This is a genomic window from Natrialba asiatica DSM 12278 (genome assembly GCF_000337555.1).
Lineage (GTDB): Archaea > Halobacteriota > Halobacteria > Halobacteriales > Natrialbaceae > Natrialba > Natrialba asiatica.
Genome location: NZ_AOIO01000031.1, coordinates 149,847 through 174,934, shown reverse-complemented (window position 1 = coordinate 174,934; position 25,088 = coordinate 149,847). Strand labels below are relative to the sequence as shown.

The following is a 25,088-nucleotide window of genomic DNA, read 5'->3' as shown; positions in this document are numbered from 1 at the left end:
CCTCCTCGGTCTCGTCCGGCAGTTCTCGCCGGTCGTTCATCCGCGCGACGAGCGCACCGCGGTCGAGCGCGAGTTCTTCGACGGCGGCCGGGGTGATCGGGCGACCCTCGCCCTCGACCGTGACGATGACGACGGCGTCCTCGACGCCGTGCTGGCGGACGCGCTCTTGCACGCGGTCGATTCCCTCGTCCGCCTCGAGTTCGACGTCGACGAAGACGAACTCGCGGGTGTCGGTGAGCGCACGACGGCTGATGGCGACGCCGTCGCCGTCAGCGGCCTCGCCACCGAACTCGATCAGATTGTATCCGCGCGCCTCGCGCTCGCTGGCGCTCGCACGTTCGGTCGACCCGCAGTACGTGACCCAGGTGTCGAGCACGTCCGCGGTCTCGGGCGCGTGATTGTCCCCGAGGAGTACGGCGTCGAACTCGACGGTCGCCTCCTCGAGCATGCGTTCGGTGTCCCAGTCCGCGTGGGCGAACGGTTCGAACAGGCCGTGGCCAACCAGCGCCGCGTGGGTCGCCTCGTCGGGGCGCGGACTGAACTCGTAGTCGAGTTCGTCTCGCCGGGAGCGGGGAACGAAGTCCTGGCCGTAGATGGCGACGTCGTCGACGATTTCGGGGGTTGGCCCGAGTCGCGCCGCGAGGCCGATGTCGGCGAAGAGGTCGAGCCACTGTGCGTCGCGTTTGCCCTCGTGGTTGCCGACGATGGCGAGAAAAGGGATGTCGGCGTCGTCGAGCGTTCGGAGGACGTCGATGGTGCCCTGGAGGTCGACCAGTCCCGGCCGACGGTCGTGAAAGAGATCGCCGGCGTGGATCACGGCGTCGACGTCGGCCGCGACCGCGTCCTCGGCGACGGTTCGAAACGCCTCGAGAAAGTCCCGTCGGCGCGCGGGCGAGTTGTACTGCTGGTACCCGATGTGGGTGTCGCCCGTGTGTATCACCCGTGTCATCTACCCGTCATTGGTGTGCGGACCCTAAAGGGGTTCCGCGACCGGAGTGAAAGTGGCGACCGTTGAAGTATCACCTGACGATACTGTTCGGCGACGAACGGCGGGAGACGCTGGCGCTGCAAGCGATGCACGTGGCGGGCGCGGTAACGCGAGACACCGCGTTCGCGGGGCCGACAGGGCAGGAGCGTCTTCGAATCGCAGTAGTTTACGCGTCGATATCGAGACTGTACAGGCGCTTGCGGGCGTCCGAGAAGGAAAAGCGAGCGTCGACGACGCTCTTCTCGTCGAGCCGATTCAGTGCGTAGCGCACCGTTCGGGCGGGGAGCAGGGTCTCGTCGGCGATCTGCTGTTGGGTCATCGTGTCGTTGTACTCGAGGACCTTCGCGACGAGTTTAGCGCTCGGGGGGAGTTCGCGCACGTCGTCCCAACTCCCTCGCTCCTGTTCGGTCTCTTGACGAAACGTCTCTGAAGCACTCATCGTATACCCATTACCGAATACGAGGTGATAATATTTTCTGTTTCGTATAATACACCACAGTTATACACAGAAGGCGATGGAGCAGTGAACTCGTTGTGAACCGGGGAGGGGAAACGAGCCACCGAGCCGGTCTCGTCGAGAAGCGGTAAAATCGAAGCCGGTTGAATCTGTCGGCACAACCGGCTTCAGCGGGGACAGATGACCCGAAGCCTCTTATGAACCAACACCCAAGGAACGGGTGATGACTGACACTGTGGACGACGTCGACCTCCCATATGACGAGGACGAGGCGTCCCAACAGGAGAAAATTCAGGCGCTCGAGGATCAGCTGGAAATCCTCGAGTCGCAAAACGAGGAGATGCGCGACAAACTCCTCGACGCGAACGCCGAGAACAACAAGTACCAGCAGAAACTCGAGCGGCTCACGCACGAGAACAAGAAGCTAAAGCAGTCCCCGCTGTTCGTCGCCACCGTCCAGGAACTCACCGACGAGGGCATCATCATCAAACAGCACGGGAACAACCAGGAAGCCCTGACCGAAGTGACCGACGAGATGCGCGAGGAGATCGATCCCGACGCTCGCGTCGCCGTCAACAACTCCCTCTCTATCGTTAAAACGCTCTCTAACGAAACCGACGTTCGAGCCCGCGTCATGGAAGTCACCGAGAGTCCCGAAGTCAGCTACGAGGACATCGGCGGCCTCGAAGACCAGATGCAGGAAGTCCGTGAAACCGTCGAGATGCCCCTCGAGAAGCCCGACATGTTCGACGACGTCGGGATCGACCCGCCGAGCGGCGTTTTGCTGTACGGCCCGCCGGGTACCGGGAAGACCATGCTCGCAAAGGCCGTCGCCAACCAGACCAACGCCACCTTCATCAAGATGGCCGGCTCCGAACTCGTCCACAAGTTCATCGGCGAGGGAGCCAAACTGGTCCGGGACCTGTTCAAGGTCGCCCGCGAGCACGAACCCGCCGTCATCTTTATCGACGAAATCGACGCCATCGCCGCCAAGCGCACGGAGTCGAAGACCTCCGGCGACGCCGAGGTCCAGCGGACGATGATGCAACTCCTGAGCGAAATGGACGGCTTCGAAGACCGCGGCGAAATCCGCATCATCGCCGCCACCAACCGCTTCGACATGTTAGACCGCGCGATCCTCCGCCCCGGCCGCTTCGACCGCCTCATCGAAGTTCCAAAGCCGAACCAGGAGGGCCGCGAGATCATCTTCGAGATCCACACCCGCGGCATGAACGTCGCCGACGACGTCGAGTTCAGCGCACTCGCCGAAGCGGCTGACGAGGCCTCGGGTGCCGATATCAAAGCGGTCTGTACCGAGGCCGGGATGTTCGCCATCCGCGACGACCGCACCGAGATTCAGATGGCGGACTTCGAGAACGCCTGGGACAAGGTGCAGGCCGAATCCGACGAGACCGAAGGCGTGTCGAAGACGTTCGCCTGAGCGGTCACACCCGTTTGGCTGTCGGCTGTTTCGAGGAGTCGTCTGCCGTCGTTTTCCGTCGACGATCGTGAACTCGCCAGCGGCCGCTTTTCGTGCACGGGATCGAGAGTCTCTCTATACCAGCACGGAGCAGAATTTGTGATATGTAGCACTCATATAAACGATCTTTGTTGTCAGTCGGGTGGTCCGTCGTGATGGCTAGAAGACAGCCCGATTCCGGCAAGACGGCACAGCAACGACACACGACTGGCACGGCCGGTCGGCGGACGATCCTCGGAACGATCGGAGCAATTACGGGACTCGCAGTCGGGACCGTCGGTATGAGCGACACCGGAGCGGCACGGGAGGCTGACGAACGGGTAGCCTCGTCCGAGCGGTCTCGCTCTGGAGCAACGCACGGCCCGCACCTGACCGCACACCGCGGGTACGCCGACATCTACCCGGAAAACACGGTCGCGGCGGTCGCCGGCGCATCGCGGCTCCGAGCGGACCGCATCGAAATCGACATTCAACCGTCCGCGGACGGCGAAATCGTCGTCTTCCACGACGAGTTCCTCGACGACCTGACGGACGAGACGGGACGCGTCGCCGAGACGCCCGCCGAAACGGTACTCGGGGCCGAGGTTCTCGAGAGCGGGGAGACGGTGCCGACGCTTGCAGCGGTTCTCGACGCGGCGCGCCCGAACGTCACGATGAACATCGAGTTCAAGGATAACGGCGACTACTCCTGGCAGGAAGTCGCCGAACGCACCCTGCCGATTGCGGCCGACTATCCGGGCGAGTTCTACGTCTCGTCGTTCGAGACGGCCGCGCTCGAGGCGGTCCGGAACGTCGATCCGAGCGTGGCGGTCGCGAAGCTCTTCGGGTCGAACAAAGACGAGAACCTCCAGATCGCCCGCGAGCTCGACGCCGAGGCGGTCAACCCGTCGCTCGGCGTCCTCGATACTGAACTCGTCGAGACCGCCCACGAGGAGGGCCGTGCCGTGAACGTCTACACCATCGATACCTGGCAGGAGGCGCGCCAGCCCCTCGAACTGGGCGTCGACGGGCTTATCGCGGATTATCCGAGCGTGATCGAGTTCGGAACCAGTAAACGGGTGTAACCCGCCGACGGTCGTTTCACCGTCGGTAGCGCAGCGAGGTTCGAACGCGTGGGAAGACGCAGCTTCTGGCTCCCCCATCCCCATTCCCTTTCCCTTCCCCTTACAGCAATGCCGAGAAGACGAGCCACGGCACGACGAAAAGGGCGATCGTCAACACCGCGAGGAGCAACAGGTAGCCAGCGCCCGTTCCGAGCGCGGTGATCCAGGCCGGATGCTTGAACTCGTTGAGATCGACTGCCATATCCATACCGTTCGCTGACGAGCGTATAAACGTACCGGACAGCAGCAGCGGGACAGCAACAGAGGTGGCCAGCGATGCAGGTCATCCGAGAAGCCGCCGGGAGACGAGACACCGCCATCGTGCGGCGTTTCGCTTCCGGACCGTTTTTACCGAGTGACTGGCTAGAGGCCCGTAATGACGAAGATCGTCGTGGTGGACAACCACGGGCAGTTTACGCACTTAGAGCGCCGGGCGCTTCGCGACCTCGGCGTCGACACGGAATTGATCGACAACGACACCCCGCCGGAAGAGATCGATGCAGACGGCGTCGTCCTCTCGGGCGGACCGGACATGGACCGCATCGGTGCATCCGCCGAGTATCTCGAGGCGGACGTCCCCGTCCTCGGCATCTGTCTCGGCATGCAACTCATCGCCGAGGAACTCGGCGGCCGCGTCGAGGACGGCGACTACGGCGGCTACGCCGACGTCACCGTTGAACTCGTCGACGCGGACGACCCCCTCACCGGGAGACTTCACCCCGAAACGCGAGTCTGGGCGAGCCACGCCGACGAGGTCGTCGAACTCCCCGACGGCTTCGAACGGACGGCCACGAGCGACGTCTGCGGCATCGAAGCGATGAGCGACACCGACCGCGACCTCTACGGCGTCCAGTGGCACCCGGAGGTCGCCCACACCGAGGAGGGCGACGCGATCTTCGAGAACTTCCGGGATATCTGCGAAGCAGCGTAAGCGAGCGAGCCGAGCCGGACGAGCATTAGAGTTCTTCTGCGGTCGCTCGCAACTGTTCGATAACCGACGGCCGCCCGCGACAGACGAGCGTCACGGTATCGCCGTCGTAGTCGACGGCGTCGACCGACGTGCGATCGTACGCCCGCGAGACGAGCGACATTGCGTCGTCGCAGTTCGGCAACTGAAACACCGCCCGTTCGGCCGGCAACCGGTCCAGGATCGCCGTCCGAAGCGGTTTGAGGTGTCTCCCCGTTCGAACGCTTATCGGGACCGGGTCCGAGGCGGATACCGGGAGAATCGACCGTGCTACCGAGCAGCGATGCGCCCGCTCGCGGACGCCGAGCAGATCGACTTTGTTCAGGGCGGTGACGATGCGGTCGTCGTCGACGCCCTGCGCGTCAAGCACGTCGAGCGAGACCGTGAGCCGCTCGCGAAAGCGGGCCGGGGGATCGCTCGCGTCGACGACCAGCACGACGACGTCCGCGGCGGCCGCCTCCGAGAGCGTCGCGCTGAAGGATTCGACGAGTTCGTGCGGCAGATCGTCGACGAAGCCGACGGTGTCGGTCGCGAGGATGGGGCGGCCGCCGATGGTCGCTCGCCGCGTCGTCGTTTCGAGGGTTTCGAAGAGGCGATCCGCGATGGTAGCGGTCGGGTCGTCGTCGGAGCGATCCGTCGCTGGCGTCTCCGGTGATCGGTCGGTCGGTCGCGAGCGCTCGGGTGGCGAGTACGACAGGTCGTCGGCGAGCCGGTGCAACAGCGTCGACTTGCCGGCGTTAGTGTAGCCCGCGATCGTGACGAGATCGAATCCCGCTTCGCGACGGCGCTTGCGAAATTCGGCCGCTGGATCCTGGCACGCGGACAGTTCGCGTTCGAGACGGTCGATTCGATCGCGAATGTCGTAGACCGGCGATCCCGTTTCGGTTTGTCTGTTGAGTAGCCCTTCGTCCGCGGCTTCGATCACGCGCGGGAGTTCGTATCGCAGCGTCGCGAGTTCAACTTGCAGTTGCGCGCGGCGCGTGCCGGCCCCGTCTTCGAACCGTTCGAGAACGAGCCGGTAGCGGTCGATGACGGCCGTCTCGTCCGGCATCGATGATGCGATCGCGTGGTGTTGGCGTGGCGTGAGGTCGCCGTCGACGACGACGCACTCGGCGTTTCGGTCCGCGACGGTCCTGGCGAGTTCGGTGACCTTGCCGGCCCCGAAGTGGGTGCCGGGGTCCTCGGGACCGACCTGGGTGCGTTCGGCGACGATTTCGCGTCCGGTCGCGCGGGCTAACTCGGTGATTTCGTCGGTATCCACGGGGGCGGTTGCTGATCGTTTCGCGATGACTGTGCGTCGGGTCGGCGTGTTCGATTGTACCATGAGTGGGTGTTCGGCGGCATGGGTCGGGACGGAATCGGTGCTCGCCGCGGTTCGCGCGGGAGCCGCGGCTCTCGACGTGGTGACGGCCGGGTGCTCGCTGTGTGGTTTCGCCGCGTTGCGGTTCCGCAGTGTCGCGTCTTCGCGGACTCTAACCTGTTCGGTGTTAGACACGAACGCAGTACTCTCAGCCCGAAACTGCCGCTCACGACGGCGGCGAGCGATCCCGGCTTACCGGATGAAAACGGTCTCCATAGTCCTCGCGTTCACTTCAGCAAGGACCGACATAGCACTTTGCCCGGTGTGTGGAAGTTACACACGATCTCGTTCTCGGTGCGAGACTAGGACGACCGCCACGCTATTGGTCTCCCACCAGAACATGGTAGATAATGACAACCGATACAGTCGGCCGATTCGAACGCAGCCTCGACGAACTCGCAGTGAGCGTCGAGTTCACGTCGACGGCCGATGCGACCGACCGACTCGACGCGATCCTCGAGCCGCCGGCAGTCGGCGTTTCGCTGCCGTTCGACGACGTTTCGCTGCCCGAACGCGTCGCGGCGGAACCGACGGCTGCCGAACTCGCGGACGCCCGAACCGGCATCACGCCGGCCACGTTCGCGATCGCGGAGTACGGTACCGTCGCGATCGAGTCACGAGCGGCCGGCGACGAACCGATCAGCCTCTACCCGGAGCACCACGTCGCCGTCGTCGCGGCGACCGATATCGTCCCGGACATCGGGGCCGGGTTCGATCGCCTCGCCGACCGGTTCGCGGCCGGCGGCGACAGCATCGTCTTCGCGACGGGCCGGAGCGCGACCGCCGACATGGGCGGACTCGTCCACGGCGTCCACGGTCCCGGCGAGGTCACCGTCGTCGTACTGGAGGATCGATAACCGATGGCCGAACGCAGCCACGCACCGGACCAGTCCGACACGGGTGCAGCGCCGAACTCGCGAGCGGAAACTGCCGCCCACCTCCGTCACCTGCTCGAGACCGAAGGCGAGGCGATCCACACCCAGACCAGCGTCTCGAACTATCGCCGTGCGCAGGCGTACGACGAGACGGACAACCTCGACGCGCTGCGAACCGAGGCGCGGGCGATCAAAGAAGATGCTATCGATCGTCTCCCCGAGTTGATCGAGACGGTCCGCGAGGCGGTCGAAGCGAACGGCGGCACGGTCTACGTCGCGGACGACGCCGCGGACGCAAATGCGTACGTGGCCGACGTGGTCGAAGACCGCGCGGGTGTCGACGACCCGGAAGCGGCCACCCGCGGCGAGGAGGGCGAGGCCGGCGATAGCGACGGAAACCGGCCGTCGGTCGTCAAATCCAAATCGATGACGACCGAGGAGATCGACCTCAACGACGCCCTCGAAGCCGCCGGTATCGACGTCACCGAAACCGACCTCGGGGAGTGGGTTCTCCAAGTCGCAGACGACACGCCCTCGCACATCGTCGGTCCCGCGATGCACCTCACTCGCGAGGAAATCGCCGACCTGTTCGTCGAGCACTTTGATCCCGACGTCGAGTTCGACACGCCCGAGACGCTCACGAAATTCGCCCGCGACCACCTCGGCGAGCACATTCAGGACGCCGACGTCGGCATTACGGGCGCGAACTTCGTCGCCGCCGACAGCGGAACGATCGCGCTCGTGACGAACGAGGGCAACGCCCGCAAGTGCGCCGTCACGCCCGATACGCACGTCGCCATCGCCGGCGTCGAGAAACTGATTCCCTCGGTTCGCGACCTCGAACCGTTCGTCGACCTGATCGCAAAGAGCGCGACCGGCCAGCCGCTCTCCCAGTACGTGACGATGCTCTCGCCGCCGACGGACTCGCCGACCGTCGACTTCGAGTCGCCCGACGAACCGCTCGGCGGCGATGACGGCACCGCTGCCGCCAACCGAGACCGCGAGTTCCACCTCGTCCTCCTCGACAACGGCCGCACGGACATGCGCGAGGACGACCAACTGCGGGAGACGCTTTACTGCATCCGGTGCGGAGCCTGCTCGAACTCGTGTGCGAACTTCCAGTCCGTCGGCGGTCACGGCTTCGGCGGCGAGACGTACTCCGGCGGCATCGCCACCGGGTGGGAGGCCGGCGTCCACGGCCGGGATTCCGCAGCCGAGTTCAACGATCTCTGTACCGGCTGTACGCGCTGCGTCGACGCCTGCCCGGTGAAGATCGACATCCCGTGGATCAACACCGTCGTCAGGGATCGAGTTAACCGCGACGACGACCCCGAGGCGTACGACTTCCTCGTCGACGGCCTGACGCCGGACGACGAACCGGACGGATTCGACCTCGGCAAGCGCTTCTTCGGCAATATCGCCACCGTGACGAAACTCGGCAGCGCGACCGCGCCCCTCTCGAACTGGCTCGGCGACACCGAACTCGTCCGCTCGCTGCTCGAGCGCACGCTCGGGATTGACCGTCGACGGGACCTGCCGACGTTCGAACGGCAATCGCTCGTCGACTGGTTCGCGGCCCGCGGCGGCGAACGGGAGTCGAGGCGGCGAGCAGCGGCCGCCGATCTGGAGGAACAGACCGCTGAACTCGACCGCGAGGTCGTCCTCTACCCGGATATCTACACCAACTACGTCGACACCGACCGCGGGAAAGCCGCCGTTCGAACGCTCGAGGCGCTCGGTGTACCCGTCTCGGTTCCCGACCTGCCCGAAAGCGGGCGCGCGCCCCTCTCGCAGGGAATGGTCGCGACGGCGGATCGACAGGCCAGCCGGGTCTACGCTGCGCTGGCCGAAGACCTGGACGCGGGCCGCGACGTCGTCGTTATCGAACCGTCCGACCTGGCGGCGTTCCAGCGCGAGTACGAACGGTTCCTGCCGGAACGGTCGTTCGAACGTCTGCGGGACAACAGCTACGAGATCTGCGAGTTCATTTTCGGCTTGCTCGAGAACGGGGCGGACCGGGACGCGCTCTCGACGGGCGATGGTGATGGTGATGGTGATGGAGATGGCAACCGGTCGATCGCCTACCACTCGCACTGTCAGCAGCGCACGCTCGATCTCGAAGCGCCGACGACGACCCTGCTCGAGCGCTGTGGCTACGCGCCACGGACTTCCTCGGTCGAGTGCTGCGGGATGGCCGGTTCCTTCGGCTACAAGCGGGAGTACTACGAGGTCAGTATGGACGTTGGCGACCGGCTTGCCCGGGAGTTCGACCACGGGGGAACGGATCTTGTCGTCGCTTCGGGAACGTCCTGCGGCGATCAACTCGAGGCGTTACTCGAGCGGGACGTCCCGCATCCGATCGAGGTGCTCGCGCCGAATTCGGCCGTGTAGCACCGCCGGCTGCGGAATTCGTGGCCGATCGCTTCCGATTTGACGGGTGGCTCGAACGGGTGTGAAAACAGGCGAACAGGCGAACGGACAGGACGGTGGAGAACTATTCCCCGAACAGGTCGTCGACCGCCTCGCGTGCAACGCGTGCGGCCTCGTCTGCGACCTCCTCCGGGTCGGTCCCGCTGTCGCGCTCGGGTGCGTTGAGATAGATGTCGACTTCGAGAACGCCGTCCTCGAACGACACCGTCACGTCGAGATCGCGTACGTTCGACTGCTTGTACCGCGAGAATATCAGCCCTTCTGCGGCCTCGGCGGCCGTCTGGACGACCTCCTCGTCGGTCGGCTCATTCGGTCGCTCGTCCGTCGAATCGCTGGTCGACATCGGCAGTTACGCGCCGCCTGCACCCGGGCCGCCGGGGCCGGCCGGGCCGCCCATGCCGCCCGCGCCGCCGAGCAGGTCTTCGAGTTCGTCCTGCAGGCTCTCGAACTGGTCCTGGACGCGATCTTCCTGCTTTTCGAGCGTTTCGAGGCGGAGTTCGAGCGAGTCGACCTTTTCGTCGAGGTCGTCCTCGGCTGCGTCGTAGTCCGTCTCGACGAGGAGGTCGCCGACCTGCCGGTACATCGTGGTGTCCTCGTCGATGTTCTCGAGTTCGTTCTGGGCGTTCTGGGCCTCGGTGAGACCCGATTCGGTCTCCTGTTTCTGGACGGCGACCTGCTGGGCGGTCTCTTGCAGGTCCTGAAGCTGTTCGATTTTCTCCTGTGCCTCCGGCGGCAGATTCCCTTGCATGTCTCGACCGTCGCCCTCCGCACTGATAAAGCCAAGCTTTGCGTTCGGACAGCGCCGGGCTGCACCAGCAGCCCGTAGCCCTACCCGCTTGGCGGTGGAGGGCACGAGCGATGCGACGCCGCGACGCACTCGCCGCTGGCGGGTCCGCCCTATCGGTCTCGCTTACCGCCGGCTGCCTCGAGACGCTCCGGCGCGAGGACGCCTGGCGCGAACTCGTGGTCGACCCACCCGAGGGCGTCTACGTGCCGCCCCACGTCGACGAGATGCTGCCCTACGCGACGACGACCGCGGCCGGGCGCGCACTCTCGCTGCTTGGGTCGCGCCCTCACTCCTTCTGGCTCGTCGCCGGCGCAGAGCGGAGCCGGGCCGACGTTCGATCGCGACACGCACTCCACCTGATGGTGGTCGTTCGGGATGCGGAGACGGGTGTGATCCTCCCTGCACCGGTGACGGTACGAATTCGGCGCGGGCGGACGAGCGACGACGGCGAGCGAATCGACCAGCGGGATCTCTGGCCGATGCTCTCGCAGCGAATGGGGCCGCACTACGGCGATAACGTCTCGCTCGACGGCGATGGGACCTACACGGCGACGGTCCGAGTCGGCCCGCCGAGCGCCGCGCCGACCGGTTCCCTCGCCGGTGAATTTGGGACGACGACCGTCGACCTCGAGTTCGAGTACGAGGCCGCCGCAATCGATGAACTCGAGCGCCGGCTGATCGACGCGGACGAGGGCCGAGGCGAATCTGACGCGCTCGAACCGATGGGCGACCACGCCGGAGACGCACGCGGTCGCGACCGCGGTAGCGCCGAACTCGCGTTCGATCGCGAGGGCGTGACTCGAATCGGATCCGAAACGAGCGACGATATCGTCTACGTCGCCGCGCTCGTCGAGGACGACGTCCGAAACGCGGAGGGAACGGACGCTCCAGCGCTCGCGGTGACGGCGCGGACGGCGTACAACCGGTACGCGCTTCCGTTTGCGTCGGTGAAAGCCACGATCTCGAAAGGCGGCGATCGGATCGCCGGCGAGTCGCTCGACGGGGCGATCGACCCGCGGTACGGATACCACTATCGAACGCCCGTCGATCCGGACACCCTCGAGCGCGGCGACACCCTCTCGATCGGCCTCGAAACCCCGCCGCAGATGGCGCGTCACGAAGGGTACGAGACGGCGTTTCTCGAACCGGCGACGGTTCGGCTGCCGCTCGATGCGCGGTAGCCGCGCCTGTCAGCTGGTTGCGCCGGACCGGCGGGCATTACTCGGATCGTTCCCTGCCAGCGGTCAGAACGGGGCCGTCAGCCGTTCGAAGGAGGGCCAGACCGAGAGCGAGCAACAGGACGCTCACGAGGATCCACGGGGGGTTCCACGCCTCCGTTCCGTGGACGACGTTGTGCAGGTCGAGCACGTAGTGGTCGACGATGCCGTCGTAGACGTTGAACACGCCCGCGCCGACGACGATCGAACCGATCAGGTACCGGGTCGAAAGCCGTTCGGCGGTTCCGTTGACGATCCGCCAGAGCAGCCCGAGTCCCACGAGCGTGATTCCGAGCGTCGCCACCAGAAAGAGTCCGTCGAACATGACGTTCGTCCGCAACCCGTCGAGACTGTACGGATCGTAGTATCCCGAGAGAAGGTGGTGCGTCTGGAACGTCAGGTGAAAGATTACGGTATCGATGACCGCACCGAACCCGAACCCGATCGTTCCGCCAGCGAGCAACAATCGACGACGCGTTCCGGCGGCTGTCGACATACGCCGACTTCGACGACGGCGAGCAAAAAACGAAAACCGGCAACTGCCGTTGCCGCAGTCGCACCGATGGGCTCGAGTCGGATCGAGTTCACCGGAAACCGGCATCGGAACCGGTACTGGCACTGGTACCGACGTGATTCCGTCGGTTATCGGTCGTGGCGCGCAGCGACGCCGATTTCCGCCGTGCGTTCGGCGACATCGACCAGCGCAAACCAGGTATTCACCGCTGCCCGAAGTGCGATTACGTCCTCGGCATCGATCCGAATCGCGACGACCGATCCGTCCCGATCGATCGTCGTCCGGGAGCGCTCGTCGTCGATCTCACCGATCTCGCGAGCGACGCTCTCGGCAACGACCGTTGCCCGCTCGGGACGCCCGTAGTCGAACTCGAGGAGTGTGTCGTGTGAAGCCACGGAGATCGTTTTCGGGGTTTGATTACGTCAAAACCGAACGCTGTTGTGGGCAGTCATCGGCCGGTCGACGTCGGTACGGTTGTGGCCCGATAGGAAGTGACGTCGAACTCGCCGCCGCAGTGGGTGAGTCCCGTATCGGCGGCGATATCGACGGCCACGGACGGTCATCGGCGTTAGTTGACGTCGACTTCCTTGACGTCACGACTGCGTTCTTTCAGGAGCACGCGGTGACCGCAGTAGGGACAGCGGACGCCGCCGTACTCGTCGAGTTGCACGTCACGTTTACAGCGGGAGCACTTGTAACTCATTCTGAGAGGGGATAGAGAGCGTTAGTCGTCCTCGGCGAGCGCAGCGCGGATCGAGCGCTGAACGGTGCGACCGGCAGGCGTCTCCGGGCGGTAGGCACCGCCGGTGAAGACTTCGCCGGTCGCTTCGTTCTTCCAGATACCGGTCCCGACGCGTGTCACGTCGTCACCGTCGACCTGTGCGTTCTCCATGTCGTCTTCGATCTCGCTGATGCGACGCCGGGCGACGCGACCGTAGCGTGCGCCAAAGCGGCCCGCGCTACCGATGGTTCCTTTATCGGCCATAGTACTGCTGTCTATCCGGAGTGGATTCTTAAACCTGTTGAGTTACTGTTCCCGGTACGTTCTCTCGTATCAATAGCGCGTCGCCAGCGATTGAGTCACCGTTCGTCAGACAAACTGCTGGGAGTCAGTTCCGGCGCACCCGTCGACCTGCGGGTGCGGCCGACCTGCGGTGCGCCGGGAAATCGGTACGGCAGATCGCCTCAGTCGGTTTGCTCATCGTCTGCAGCCCGATCAGCGACCGGTCCGACGAGTAACTCCCGGAAGACGACCGCAAGCGCAGCGAGCGGACCGACTGGGGCAAGCGGTGCTGCAAGAAGGCCAGTCCCCATACCCGTCACCGCGATCAGGGATCGAAGGGCGAATCCACTTACTGCAAGCAACGGAATCGCAGCCAGGACCGCGTCGGCACGATCGAGCATGGCTAATTAGATATAATTACAGCTGCACGGATAAAGTGCAGACAACCAGCAGTGAGTGTCACTTCCATCGACTAGCGACAGTATTTGTCAGCACCAACTGCGAACGACTCCCTACCGAAACTCGTCTTCGGCGAGCACGTCGTTGAGATCCGCGCGGATTCGTTCGCCCATCTCCCGGTCGCGAGCGGTCGTCACGATGCGATTTTCCTGTACGCTCGAACCGTCCCGGAGTAACATCCGCACGTTACCGCCGTCGTCGGCGCGCGTCACTTTCGCCCGCAGCCCCGACTGGGAGCCGTTTCCGCCCGCATCGATCGGTCCCGGAATTACCTTCTTGACGTGTGGGTGTCCGGCCACGGTCTGAATCGCCTGCATCCCCGTCCGCCCCCCGATCAGCGTCGAGTGACTCCCGCCGATCTTCTCCACGGGCGGCGTCTCCACGACGTCGAGGGCTCGCGTTCCGCGACGCTCGCGGACTTCCCCGACCGGATCGTCGGCGTCGACGCGGTAGAACGTGTGGTGGACGTCCTCGCGAACCGCACGGATCACGGTGCGGTCGCCGCCCGCATAGACCTCCTCGGGGCGCTTACGCCGGATTTCGTCACCGACCAACCCGGCGAAGTTCCGGAGTTCGATCGGCTCGTTCTCGCCGTCTTCGGGCGTCGTCGTGATCGTCGTCTCGCCGAGAACTGGCTCTGTCCGGTCGCGGTCGTCTTCCGCCGCGAGCATCGTCAGCGTCACCCGGTCGCGTGCGGCCTCGAGAACGACCGCTTCGGTGTTTTCTTCCCGACAGACCAGACAGAAGTCGCCGGGTTTCTCGAGCGGCGAGGCGCAGTGACGACACTCCATGACGATAGGGGCGGTTGGGGGCGGACGTGTAAAACCGACCCGCTTTCGACCGGGCGCGGCGAGCCAGCGTCGGCACTCACACCCCGGGTGCCGACCGGCTATTGCCGGCCGTGAAGCCGACCCGAACGCTGAAGGTCCAGCCTCGTCTACACACGGCAGATGTCCCGGCTGCACCGTCGCTCGGTTCTGGCCCTCGCCGGCACGGTTCTCTCCGCTGGCACCGCGGGCTGTCTCGAGTTCATCGACGACGATGGGGAGGACCTCACCGAACCCGGGGCCGGTGACGTAGACATCGTCTGGGATGACCTCGTTCGCGTCGATCCCGATACCGAGGACGAACGCGTGTTCGTCTGGGCGGTCGTCAGAAACGTCGGCGACCGCACGCTCAACTACGTCGAAATCCGGGCGACGTTCGTCGACGCCGCGGGAGACGAACTCGAACGCGTCATCGAACACGTCGACGAGGACGTGTCCTCGGGCGAGGAGTGGTCGTTCGAGGTCGAGTTCCCCCAGTTCGGCGAGCGAGCAGCCGCGGTTTCGGAATACGAACTCGAGCCGGTGACGGGCGTGTAGCGTGATCGGGTGGGTCCGCTGACGAGCGGACGAAACGGGCGGCGCGAATAGAGGCGGCGACCGGGCGAGAACGCGGACGGCGGGACCGAAGACGAGGTGATCGTGATATGACCGAGCGTAATGGTGCTGCCGAGGGTGATTCCGCGTCCGCGTCCGGGGCGGGAACGCCGTCCGATGTCGAGGACGGATCCGACAGTGCGTCCGGCTCCGGCACTGATCCTGATTCCAATTCCGAGTTTGATTCTGTCCCTGGCCCTGAATCCGCATCTACCCCCTTGTCCACCGCCGAAGCCGCCCACGACGAGGGGATCGCGACCCTCGCAAAACAGGGCGGCATCACGTTCGTCGGGAACGTCGTCAAGGGCGCGTTCGGCTTCGCGATCGTCATGCTGATGACCCGGTTCGTCAGCCCCTCGATCTACGGGCTGTTCGTCCTCGCGACCTCCGTCATCCTCTTCACCCAGGTTTTTGCCAACCTGGGGCTGCCGCTCGCGATCGACTACTTCGTCCCGCAGTACCTCGACGCGGGCGAACAGGGCAAGGCGACCGGCGTCATCGTTCAGGTCACCGCGGTCGTCCTCGTGGCCTCGTCGATCGTCGCGTTCGCACTCGCGGCCGGCTCGCGGACCATCGGCGACCTCTTTCGGGAGCCCTCGATGCGGGTCGCACTCCTGTACCTGTCGGTGACCATTCCGATGCTCGCGATCTACAGAGTGGTGCTTACCTCCGCCTACAGCATCAAACAACTCCAGTACCGCGTTCTCATGCGCGATATCGTCCGGCCGCTCGTCCGCTTCGGCGTGACGGCCGGCCTCCTGCTCGCCAGTCTCGGTCTCCTCGCCCTGATCATCGGCTACGTCGTCGGCCTGTTCGTCGCCATCGCCGTCGGCGCGTTCGCCTTCGTCTCCAGAGCACGCGACCGGGGTCTCCTGACGAGCGATATCGAACTCGTCTCTGTTCGCCCGCTCGTCACCTACTCGCTCCCGCTCGCGATGACCAGCGTCGTCTTCGTCCTGATGGGACAGGTCGACTACTTCGTCGTCGGCTACTTCCTCGACGCCGACGACGTCGGCATCTACCGGGTCGGCTACATGCTCGGCTCCGGCCTGATGATCATCTTCAACTCGCTCTCGCCGGTGTTCAAACCGCTCATCGCCGAGACCCAAGACGATCCCGAACTCGTCGAACGGCGGTTTCGGGTGGCTGCCCGGTGGATCGCCGGATTGACGCTGCCAATCGCGATCGTCCTTTCGCTGGGCGCGAGTTCGTATCTCGCCGTGCTGTACACGCCCCAGTACGCCGAGGCGAATCTCGTCGTCGTGTTGCTGTGCGGAGCATTTTTGTTCAACGTGACGGTCGGCGGGCCGAACGGCTCGCTGTTGCAGGGGATGGGGTACTCGCGGATCGTCTTCGCCAATACGCTCGTGCTCTTCGGGGCGAACTTCCTCGTGTCGATGGCGCTCGTGCCGGTGGTCGGGATCGAGGGGGCGGCGATCGGATCGGCGACGGCGCTGGTTTTGGTGGGCGGGCTCACGCTCGGCGAGGTGTACGTTATCGACGGGATTCAGCCGTTCACCCGGGATTTCGCCAGGGTTGTGGGTGCCGGCATCCCGGCGACGATTTCGGGTGTACCGATCGTGGTCGTGTTCGAGTCGGCGCTGCTGATCGTCGGGTTACTGCCGGTCGTCGTGGTCGGCGTCTATCTGGGGTCGCTGGTCGTTACGGATGCGTTCACCGAGGAGGACGCTCGCATGCTCGGCGAGTTCAGTCCGGCGCTCGAGCGGTGGTTGCCGGTCGGCTGACGGGTGGTGGCTGTGTCTCGCGGTCGGCTCACTCGCCGACGATACCACGTTTCCAGGTGCCGAGGCGGAACCAGGCGACGGCGACGACGAACGAGAGGACCATGCCGAAGGAGTAGGCCCACCAGATGCCCTCGATCCCCCAGTCAAGGCCGGCGATCGTCACGTCGAGTCCCGGAATCGTCACCGCCCAGGCGAACGCGAGCACGAGGGCGACCGGGAGGCGAAAGACCCACCGGGAGAGGATCGAGAGGACCATCGCCTCCAGCGTGTTTCCGGCACCGCGAAACGCGCCCTGGATGACCATGACGCCGGCGAACAGCGCCCAGAACGGCGTCATGATCCGCAGGAACCGCACGCCCTCGGCGATCACGTCGGGGTTGTCGACGAAGATGCCCATCGCCTGCGCCGGAACGAGAAAGAGGGTGGCGGCGACGACGAAGAGACAGCCCATGGTGCCGCCGGTCGCCGTTCGCGCGACGGCGGCGGCCCGGTCGGGCGTTCTCGCGCCGAGGTTCTGGCCGACGCCGGTTGCCGCCGCGTTGCCGACAGCGCCGGCGACCGACCACGTGACGGACATCAGTCGAACGCCGATGCCGTAGGCTGCGGTCGGCGTCGCGCCGAACCGGGCGACGAGTCCGGCCATCGCGACCGAGGCGAAACTGCGAGCCCAGCCGTCGACCGTCGAGGGCGTCCCGACGGAGACGAGTTGCCGCTGGACGCCGAGGTTCGGTCTGAGGTCTCCGAGACGGAGTCGGACGCCGAACCGGCCGTCGAGCAGGATGGCGATGCCCGCCGCCGTCGCGAGTCCGCGCGAGATGAACGTGGCGACGGCGGCCCCGCGCGTTCCCATCGCGGGGAACGGTCCCCAGCCGAGGATGAGGAACGGGTCGATCACGACGTTGATGCCGGCGGAGACGAACACGAGCCACATCGCCGTCTTCGTGTCGCCGGCACCCTGCAGCGAGGCCCGAAAGGCGAAAAACAGGAAGGTCAGCGGTAGCGCGAGGAAGATGATCTCGATGTAGGCGAGGGCCTCGACGAATACCTGCTCGCGAGCGCCGATGAGTCCCAACAGCGGCCGCCGGAAGAAGAGCCCAACGACGGCGAGAACGGTCGAAACCGTAATCGTCAGGAGCACGGTCTGTGCCACGACGCGGTCCGCCGTTCTGTCGTCTCCGGAGCCGACGTACTGCGAGACGAGCGCGATCGTCGCCGCGGTGATTCCCATCGCCGTCGAGACGAACATCCACGACAGCGGAAACATGAGCGAGACCGCGGCGACGGCAATCTCGCCGTCGCCAACTCGACCGACCCAGAACATATCCGCGAGGTTGTAGACCGTCTGCAGGAGATTGCCGAGGACGAGCGGCCAGGACAGCGCCAGCAGTTTCGGCGGAATCGCTCCCGTCGTCATATCGACGCGCTTTCGCTCCGGCTCCGAACCCGTTCCTGACACGACTGCTCTCGTCCGTGTCTCGTCCGGTGCCGTGAAAGAACTCCCGTTCCCGGCGGCCCCCGCTCGGCGTCCGCCAGTCGGCGCATCGGAGGGGGCGACCCTCGGCCGCGTCGTATTCTACCAATTACCAACTTTTATGACGGTCGGTAATGCAGTCGCGTCTGCTAATGCGTGAAAAAGAATCACAACAATCGTTGTTAGATTCGACGCGGCGGACGGTACTCGGCGGGATGACGACCGCGATGGCCGCGGCGGCGTACACGCGACCGGGCCTCGCGTGGCTGACAGACTCCGTTTCGAACGAGGACGACGAAGCCGTGCAACGCGTCACCTCCCCCGACGGGACGATTTGCGTAACGGTCGACGTTTCGGACGGCGTTCCACGATACGCGGTCGCCGTCGACGACACGACCTACATCGAACCGTCGGCGATCGGATTCGAGTTCAGAAATCAGCCGACGTTCGGTGCCGGCAGCGACGGGACCGCCCCCGAATCTGAACTCGAGGTCACTGGAAGTGACCGCGACTCCGCGACGGAACGCTGGGAGCCGGTCTGGGGCGAGTTCGACAGCGTCGAGGCCGACTACAACGCGCTCCGACTCGGGCTTGCGGAGACGGGCGGGCCGGGTCGGACGGCCACCGTGGAGATTCGCGTGTTCGACGACGGGCTGGGCTTTCGCGTGGGATTCGACGAGAGCTTCGCGAGCAACAGCGAGCGGGCCGTGATCGCGTCGGAGAACACGGCGTTCGCCTTCGCGGACGACTACACGGCCTGGTGGATCGACAACGAAGTCACCAACCCGCGGTTCGAACAGGAGTACGCGGAGACGCCGCTGAGCGAAATTCCCGGCGGGTCGAGGCGGACGCGGCCGACGGACACGCCGATGCGAAACGGGGCGCACACGCCGTTGACGGTGCGAGCCGACGGCGACATCTATCTGAGTATTCACGAGTCGAATCTGGTCGACTACGCGTCCGCGACGGTCGCACCGCGGCCGGAGACGGGCGGGACGGCGTTCAGCACGGAACTGACGCCGCTGCCGGACGGCACGAAGGCCTCGCTCGAACTGCCGAACGCGACGCCGTGGCGGACGATTCAGATCGGTCGGCGACCGGGCGATCTGATCGAGTCGCAGCTGATTCCGCTGTTGAGCCCGCCGCTTGCGGAATCGGTCCTGCCGGCCGCCGACGGCGATCCCGACACGAGCTGGATCACGCCCAGAACGTACGTCGGCATCTGGTGGACGATGATCGCCGGATCGGCGAACTGGGAGTACCGGGCCGACGAGTCCTTCGAGACGCCCGAAGCGGCGGCGGGGTACATCCACGGCGCTCGCACCGAGCGGATGAAACGGTACATGCGCTTTGCCGACCGGAACGGCATCGACAGCGTCCTCGTGGAGGGCTGGAACGAGGGCTGGGACACCTACCCCGGCGACGGCACCGGCCTGGACTTCTCCGTCGACGATTCCTATCCCGACTTCGACGTGCGGGCGGTCACCGAGTTCGGCCACGAACTCGACGGCGACGTGGAGATGACCATCCACAACGAAACGGCGGGCGCGCTGCCGAACTACGAATCGCAGATCCGCGACGACGACATCTTCGCGCAGTACGAGGATCTTGGCATCCACTCGATCAAGAACGGCTACGTCTCCGACCCGGGACTCGGAATCGACGGCGACGGCTCCGAGCCGACGCACAACCAGCACAACCAGCTCGCGGTCAACCACCACCGCCTCGTCATCGAAGCCGCCGCCGCGAACCGCCAGCTGCTCGAGATCCACGAGGGCATCAAGCCGACGGGCGAAATCCGCACCTACCCCAACGTGGCGAGTCGAGAAGTGGTGAAAGCCCAGGAGTACGACGGCTTCGACCAGCTCGGCGCGGACGTGGGCGCGGACCACCACGTCACGCTGCCGTTCACGCGCAACCTCGCCGGCCCGGTCAGCTACCAGCCCGGCATCTTCGACCTCACGTTCACCGACGACCGCGGCGGCCGAATCCAGACGACGCGAGCCAAGCAACTCGCCATGTACCCGACCTACCTCGGCGGCCTCCAGATGGCCGCCGACCGCATCGAGGCCTACGTCAACGACGAGTTCGCCGTCGGTGAACTCGTCCAGGCCGCCTCGGGCCGGATCGACGGCTTCGTCACCCTCGACGAGTGGCGAAACGCGTTCGGGACGAACTACGTCGCCGTCGACCCCAACCGCGTCCCCTCGGGATCGTCCGTCTCGTTCACCGTCCGCGACGCCGACGCGGGCACCTACGACCTCCACCTGCGCTACGCGAGCGCCCCCCAGGACAACGCCCAGCGCGTGATCGACGCCGGCGGCCCGCAGGCGACCCTGCGCGTCAACGACTCGACGCGGACCATCTCCCCCGAGTTCACCGAGTACTGGGATCAGTGGGACGTGTTCACCACGTCAGTTGAACTCGTCGAGGGCGACAATACGATCGCGATCGAACTCCACTACGACGACTCGGACGGCGAGTTCGAGGGCGACGTCGGCGGCTTCAACCTCAATACGATCGCGGTCGGCGAGGCCGGCGAGCCGTCTCCCGTCCCGGCGGCGTACGAGGGTTACACGCCCGAGAACGAGAATATGGACGCAAAACCCGAGTTCGCGTTCATCGAGAACGTGCCGGCCGCCGGCTGGGACGAGACGCGAGTTCTCGACGCGGCGATCGGCGACTACACGGTCACCGCCCGCCGAACGGGTACGGAGTGGTACGTCGGCGCGATGACCGACGACGGCGGTCGGGCGATAGACGTGCCCCTCGACTTTCTCGCGCCCGGAAACGCCGGGTCGGCGGGTCGCGGTCACAGCGGCGACGCCGCCGAAACTGGGACCGGTCACGGACCTGGCAACGGCAACGGTACCCGTACCGGTACCGATAGCGACACTGGCAACGACAGCGCCGGCATCCCCAGCGGACCCAAATACGTCGCCGAAATCTACGGCGACGGCCTCGGCGGCGGCTACCGATCCGACCCCGAAACCGTCAGGATCGACGAGGTCATCGTCGATCCGAGCACCACGATCCTCGCCTCGATGGCCAGCAGCGGCGGCACGGCGATCCGGCTCCGCCCGGCGCGCGGCGAGGACCGACGCGAACTGCCGACGTACGAACGACCGACCCAGACCGTCAGCTACGACATCGACGCGGAGACCGCCCCCGGATCACCCTTCATCTCGGCGACCGGTTCGAACGACGGCGAGTTCATCGGCGGCGAGACGGTCGCGATCGAGATCGACGGCGACCGCGAAACCGTCGCCAACGTCCGCCTCGCGCCCGGCGCGTCGAACGACGCGTTCGAATTCGACTACGCGATCTCGTCGATCGGAACCCGCGAAGTCGTCCTGCGTGACCCGACCGACGGCCGCGTCCTCGCGTCCGAATCGGTCACCGTCGCGCCGGGCGAACTCGTCGCCGAGTTCAGCGATCCGAGCGGCGACGATCACGGCCCCGGCGAGTACGCGTATCCGACGGACGACGCGTTCCGGGAGGGAGCGTTCGACCTGCGCTCGGTCGGCGTCTACGAATCTGACGTCGAGTACCTGTTCGCCCTCGAAGTGGGCGACCTCCACGCGACCTTCGGCGGCGAGTTCTCGCCGCACTATTTCGCGATCTACCTCCGCGACCCGTCGCGGGCTGACGGTCGGACGACCGAACTCGGCGACCTCCAAGTGACCGCCGATTTCGCCGCCCCGTGGCACTACCGCATCGCCGCGAGCGGGTTCGAGACGAGCCTGGTCGACGCCGCGGGAACCGAACTCGGGTCCCCGGAAACGATCGTCGACCACGACACCGACACGGTGGTGGCGTCCGTCGAGAAGGCCGCTCTGGACCTCGACCTCGCGAGCGCTGAACTCGTCCCGGTCGTCGGCTCGGAGGACTACGGCGCGTTCCGTCCCGTCGCGGTCGAGGCCGACGAGTTCACCTTCGGTGGTGCACGGGCGGGTGCAGTCGAGAACGCGCCGCGGATTCTCGACCTGCTGACGCCCGATGGGATCGAGCAGTCCGAGGCGCTCGCCTACGACGAGAGCGAGCGCGCGACGCTCCCGTTCATACCGTTGTCGAACTGAACGCGATTCCTCGGACTCGGGCGCGATTTCGGCTGCGCGTTCCTGAAGTCAATCGTCGTCCGCTTACAACTCACGGACCTCGCGCACGCGAGCGCAACGCCCGCGCATCGCACGCATACCCGCGCAGTCCGGCGATTATCGGCGAAAGCGTTATCAAATTCTCAATCGTAGCGAGCGAGCATGAACGACACTCGACGATGCACCCCCGACCGCTGCCGTCGGGAAGGTGATCGATAGTGGAACTGATCATCACCGAGAAGAACAACGCTGCGCGGCGAATCTCGGATATTCTGAGCGGCGGCACGTACGACACGACCCGCGAGAACGGCGTCAACGTCTACGAGTGGGGCGGCACGCGCTGTGTCGGCCTTTCGGGTCACGTCGTCGGCGTCGACTTCCCATCCGAGTACTCCGACTGGCGCGACGTCGAACCCGTCGAGCTCATCGACGCGAGCGTCGAAAAGACCGCGACGAAGGAGAACATCGTCGCCACCCTCCGTATCCTCTCCCGAAAGGCGACCCGGGTCACCATCGCGACCGACTACGACCGCGAGGGCGAACTCATCGGTAAGGAGGCCTACGACATCGTCCACGAGGTCGACGACGAGGTTCCCATCCGCCGCGTTCGGTTCTCCTCGATCACGGAAACCGAGGTCACAGACGCCTTCGACGAGCCCGATGAACTCGACTTCGACCTGGCCGCGGCGGGCGAGGCGCGCCAGATCATCGACCTCGTCTGGGGTGCCGCGCTCACGCGCTTTCTCTCGCTGTCGGCGGGCCAGCTCGGCAACGACTTCATCTCCGTCGGCCGCGTCCAGTCGCCGACGCTCAGGCTGATCGTCGACCGCGAGCGCGAGATCCAGGCGTTCGACCCCAAGGACTACTGGGAACTCGTCGCCGACGTGGCCAAGGGTGAGGAAGCCTTCGAAGCCCAGTACTTCTACTACGACGAGGACGACAACGAGGCCGAACGCGTCTGGGAGGAGGCCGCCGCCGAGGAGGCCTTCGAGACGCTCTCCCAGCGCGAGACGGCGACCGTGGTCGACGTCAACCGCCGCACGCGCACCGACTCGCCGCCGGCTCCGTTCAACACCACCCAGTTCATCCGCGCCGCCGGCTCGCTCGGCTACTCCGCAAAGCGCGCCATGTCCATCGCGGAGGACCTCTACACCGCCGGCTACATCACGTACCCGCGGACGGACAACACCGTCTACCCCGACGATCTGGATCCCGAGGAACTGCTCGATGACTTCGTCGGTCACCCCTCCCTCGGCGAGTCCGCCGAGTCGCTGCTCGACGCGGACGATATCGTCCCCACCGAGGGCGACGAGGAGACGACCGACCACCCGCCGATCCATCCGACCGGCGAGATCCCCGCCCGCGGAGACGTCAGCGACGACGAGTGGGACGTCTTCGAACTCGTCGTCCGCCGGTTCTACGCGACGGTCGCCGCGGACGCCGTCTGGGAACACCTCAAGGTCGTCGCCGAGGCCGCCGATCACCGCCTCAAGGCCAACGGCAAACGCCTCGTCGAACCCGGCTACCACGACGTCTACCCGTACTTCAGCACCACCGAGAACTACGTTCCCGACGTCGAGGAAGGTGAAGACATCTCGATCACCGACGTCGAACTCGAGGCGAAACAGACCCAACCGCCCCGCCGGTACGGCCAGTCCCGGCTCATCGAGACCATGGAGGACATGGGCATCGGGACGAAGTCGACGCGCCACGAAACCATCCAGAAGCTCTACGACCGCGGCTACATCGAGAGCGATCCGCCGCGCCCAACCAAGCTCGCGATGGCCGTCGTCGAGGCCACCGAGAACTACGCCGACCGCGTCGTGAGCGAGGACATGACGGCTCAACTCGAAGCCGACATGGACGCCATCGCCTCCGGCGAGGCCGGACTCGAAGACGTGACCGACGAGTCCCGGGAGATGCTCGAGGAAATCTTCGCAAATCTCGCCGACTCGCGCGACGAGATCGGCGACCACCTCCGCAAGTCGCTCAAAGACGACAAGCGACTCGGCCCCTGCCCCGACTGCGGCGAGGACCTCCTCGTGCGCCGCAGCCGCCACGGCTCGTACTTCGTCGGCTGCGACGGCTACCCCGACTGCGAGTTCACCCTGCCGCTGCCCTCGACCGGCAAGCCGCTGATCCTCGACGACGAGTGCGAGGACCACGGCCTGCACGAGGTGAAGATGCTCGCCGGCCGGCAAACGTTCGTCCACGGCTGCCCGCTTTGCAAGGCCGAAGACGCCGGCGAGGGACCGGTGCTCGGCGACTGTCCCGAGTGCGGCGACGAACACGACGGAGAACTCGCGATCAAAACGCTCCAGAGCGGCTCCCGACTCGTCGGCTGTACGCGCTACCCCGACTGCGAGTACTCGCTGCCGCTGCCCCGCCGCGGCGAAATCGAGGTCACCGACGAGTTCTGCGACGACCACGAGTTACCTGAACTCGTCATCCACAGCGGCGACGAGCCGTGGGAACTCGGCTGTCCGATCTGTAACTACCAGGAGTTCCAGGCCCGCGAGAGCGAGAGCGGGTCGGACCTCGAGTCGATCGACGGCATCGGTGCGAAGACGGTCGAAAAGCTGGCTGCAGCCGGTATCGAGAGCATCGACGATCTGGCCGATGCCGATCCGGATTCGGTCGCCGAGAGCGTCGACGGCGTGAGTGCGGATCGCGTTCGAAACTGGAAGGCGAGCGCCTGATACCCGGATACGGGA

General features: G+C 65.6%; 23 protein-coding genes. 10 read left to right on the top strand and 13 right to left on the bottom strand.

What is annotated here, in order from left to right; all coding sequences use genetic code 11:
• Both C481_RS14045 and C481_RS14040 read right to left on the bottom strand, forming a co-directional pair.
• Positions 1–949 (bottom strand): metallophosphoesterase (locus C481_RS14045; RefSeq protein WP_006109901.1); only part of this gene is annotated, 949 nt, incomplete at its 3' end.
• Between the two features lie 205 nt (positions 950–1,154).
• Positions 1,155–1,427, bottom strand: a complete 273-nt coding sequence (locus C481_RS14040; protein WP_006109900.1) for a MarR family transcriptional regulator — start codon at positions 1,425–1,427, stop codon at positions 1,155–1,157.
• Between the two features lie 241 nt (positions 1,428–1,668).
• Between C481_RS14040 and pan1 the strand changes: the two genes are divergently transcribed.
• Together pan1 and C481_RS14030 are read left to right on the top strand one after the other, a co-directional pair.
• Entirely contained in the window at positions 1,669–2,886 is a 1,218-nt protein-coding gene (gene pan1 / locus C481_RS14035) for a proteasome-activating nucleotidase Pan1 (protein WP_006109899.1), read from the top strand.
• Between the two features lie 194 nt (positions 2,887–3,080).
• Positions 3,081–3,989 carry a glycerophosphodiester phosphodiesterase gene (locus tag C481_RS14030; protein WP_006109898.1) on the top strand — a complete coding sequence of 303 codons (909 nt, stop codon included), beginning with the start codon at positions 3,081–3,083 and terminating at the stop codon, positions 3,987–3,989.
• A 100-nt stretch (positions 3,990–4,089) separates the two neighbouring features.
• Here C481_RS14030 and C481_RS22240 read toward each other — a convergent pair whose 3' ends face one another.
• On the bottom strand, positions 4,090–4,230 hold the full coding sequence (locus C481_RS22240; protein ID WP_162832063.1) for a hypothetical protein: 141 nt from the start codon (positions 4,228–4,230) through the stop codon (positions 4,090–4,092).
• A 174-nt stretch (positions 4,231–4,404) separates the two neighbouring features.
• Between C481_RS22240 and C481_RS14025 the strand changes: the two genes are divergently transcribed.
• Positions 4,405–4,959 (top strand): GMP synthase subunit A, encoded by a 555-nt coding sequence (locus C481_RS14025; RefSeq protein ID WP_006109896.1) that lies wholly within the window; start codon positions 4,405–4,407, stop codon positions 4,957–4,959.
• Positions 4,960–4,984: 25 nt separating this feature from the next.
• On the opposite strand, the gene hflX is transcribed toward C481_RS14025, so the two are convergent.
• Positions 4,985–6,319 (bottom strand): GTPase HflX, encoded by a 1,335-nt coding sequence (gene hflX / locus C481_RS14020; RefSeq protein ID WP_049904669.1) that lies wholly within the window; start codon positions 6,317–6,319, stop codon positions 4,985–4,987.
• Positions 6,320–6,705: 386 nt separating this feature from the next.
• Here hflX and C481_RS14015 point away from each other — a divergent pair, with 386 nt between their 5' ends.
• The gene (locus tag C481_RS14015; RefSeq protein WP_006109893.1) at positions 6,706–7,212 is read left to right on the top strand and encodes an LUD domain-containing protein; all 507 of its coding nucleotides are present in this window, start codon (positions 6,706–6,708) and stop codon (positions 7,210–7,212) included.
• Positions 7,213–7,215: 3 nt separating this feature from the next.
• Positions 7,216–9,621: an LUD domain-containing protein gene (locus tag C481_RS14010; protein WP_006109892.1), complete on the top strand. Its 2,406-nt coding sequence runs from the start codon at positions 7,216–7,218 to the stop codon at positions 9,619–9,621.
• Positions 9,622–9,724: 103 nt separating this feature from the next.
• Here C481_RS14010 and C481_RS14005 read toward each other — a convergent pair whose 3' ends face one another.
• Both C481_RS14005 and C481_RS14000 read right to left on the bottom strand, forming a co-directional pair.
• Positions 9,725–10,003, bottom strand: coding sequence for a DUF3194 domain-containing protein (locus C481_RS14005; RefSeq protein WP_006109891.1), 279 nt, complete (start codon positions 10,001–10,003; stop codon positions 9,725–9,727).
• 6 nt (positions 10,004–10,009) lie between these two features.
• Entirely contained in the window at positions 10,010–10,408 is a 399-nt protein-coding gene (locus tag C481_RS14000) for a prefoldin subunit beta (RefSeq protein ID WP_006109889.1), read from the bottom strand.
• Between the two features lie 110 nt (positions 10,409–10,518).
• On the opposite strand from C481_RS14000, the gene C481_RS13995 reads away from it, so the two are divergent.
• Complete coding sequence (locus C481_RS13995; protein ID WP_006109887.1) at positions 10,519–11,628, top strand: iron transporter; 1,110 nt, start codon at positions 10,519–10,521, stop codon at positions 11,626–11,628.
• Between the two features lie 37 nt (positions 11,629–11,665).
• Here the strand turns inward: C481_RS13995 and C481_RS13990 are convergent, their stop codons facing one another.
• The 6 genes from C481_RS13990 to C481_RS13965 all read right to left on the bottom strand — a co-directional run bounded on the left by C481_RS13990 (position 11,666) and on the right by C481_RS13965 (position 14,431).
• Positions 11,666–12,160, bottom strand: coding sequence for a DUF2243 domain-containing protein (locus C481_RS13990; RefSeq protein WP_006109886.1), 495 nt, complete (start codon positions 12,158–12,160; stop codon positions 11,666–11,668).
• A gap of 146 nt (positions 12,161–12,306) precedes the next feature.
• The gene (locus C481_RS13985) at positions 12,307–12,573 is read right to left on the bottom strand and encodes a KEOPS complex subunit Pcc1 (protein ID WP_006109884.1); all 267 of its coding nucleotides are present in this window, start codon (positions 12,571–12,573) and stop codon (positions 12,307–12,309) included.
• Positions 12,574–12,746: 173 nt separating this feature from the next.
• Positions 12,747–12,881 (bottom strand): DNA-directed RNA polymerase subunit P, encoded by a 135-nt coding sequence (locus tag C481_RS13980; protein ID WP_004215399.1) that lies wholly within the window; start codon positions 12,879–12,881, stop codon positions 12,747–12,749.
• Between the two features lie 21 nt (positions 12,882–12,902).
• Entirely contained in the window at positions 12,903–13,163 is a 261-nt protein-coding gene (locus tag C481_RS13975) for an eL43 family ribosomal protein (RefSeq protein ID WP_006109883.1), read from the bottom strand.
• A gap of 200 nt (positions 13,164–13,363) precedes the next feature.
• A complete protein-coding gene (locus C481_RS13970; RefSeq protein WP_006109882.1) occupies positions 13,364–13,582 on the bottom strand; it encodes a hypothetical protein in 219 nt (72 codons plus the stop codon).
• 111 nt (positions 13,583–13,693) lie between these two features.
• The gene (locus C481_RS13965; protein WP_006109881.1) at positions 13,694–14,431 is read right to left on the bottom strand and encodes a DUF2103 domain-containing protein; all 738 of its coding nucleotides are present in this window, start codon (positions 14,429–14,431) and stop codon (positions 13,694–13,696) included.
• Between the two features lie 159 nt (positions 14,432–14,590).
• On the opposite strand from C481_RS13965, the gene C481_RS13960 reads away from it, so the two are divergent.
• Entirely contained in the window at positions 14,591–15,004 is a 414-nt protein-coding gene (locus C481_RS13960) for an FxLYD domain-containing protein (protein WP_006109880.1), read from the top strand.
• Positions 15,005–15,111: 107 nt separating this feature from the next.
• Complete coding sequence (locus C481_RS13955) at positions 15,112–16,806, top strand: flippase (protein WP_241434686.1); 1,695 nt, start codon at positions 15,112–15,114, stop codon at positions 16,804–16,806.
• Positions 16,807–16,834: 28 nt separating this feature from the next.
• Here C481_RS13955 and C481_RS13950 read toward each other — a convergent pair whose 3' ends face one another.
• The gene (locus tag C481_RS13950; protein ID WP_083860919.1) at positions 16,835–18,262 is read right to left on the bottom strand and encodes an MATE family efflux transporter; all 1,428 of its coding nucleotides are present in this window, start codon (positions 18,260–18,262) and stop codon (positions 16,835–16,837) included.
• A 167-nt stretch (positions 18,263–18,429) separates the two neighbouring features.
• Between C481_RS13950 and C481_RS13945 the strand changes: the two genes are divergently transcribed.
• Together C481_RS13945 and C481_RS13940 are read left to right on the top strand one after the other, a co-directional pair.
• The gene (locus tag C481_RS13945; RefSeq protein ID WP_006109877.1) at positions 18,430–22,356 is read left to right on the top strand and encodes a glycoside hydrolase family 97 catalytic domain-containing protein; all 3,927 of its coding nucleotides are present in this window, start codon (positions 18,430–18,432) and stop codon (positions 22,354–22,356) included.
• Positions 22,357–22,592: 236 nt separating this feature from the next.
• Entirely contained in the window at positions 22,593–25,073 is a 2,481-nt protein-coding gene (locus C481_RS13940) for a DNA topoisomerase I (RefSeq protein WP_006109876.1), read from the top strand.
• The last annotated feature ends 15 nt before the right edge of the window (positions 25,074–25,088 follow it).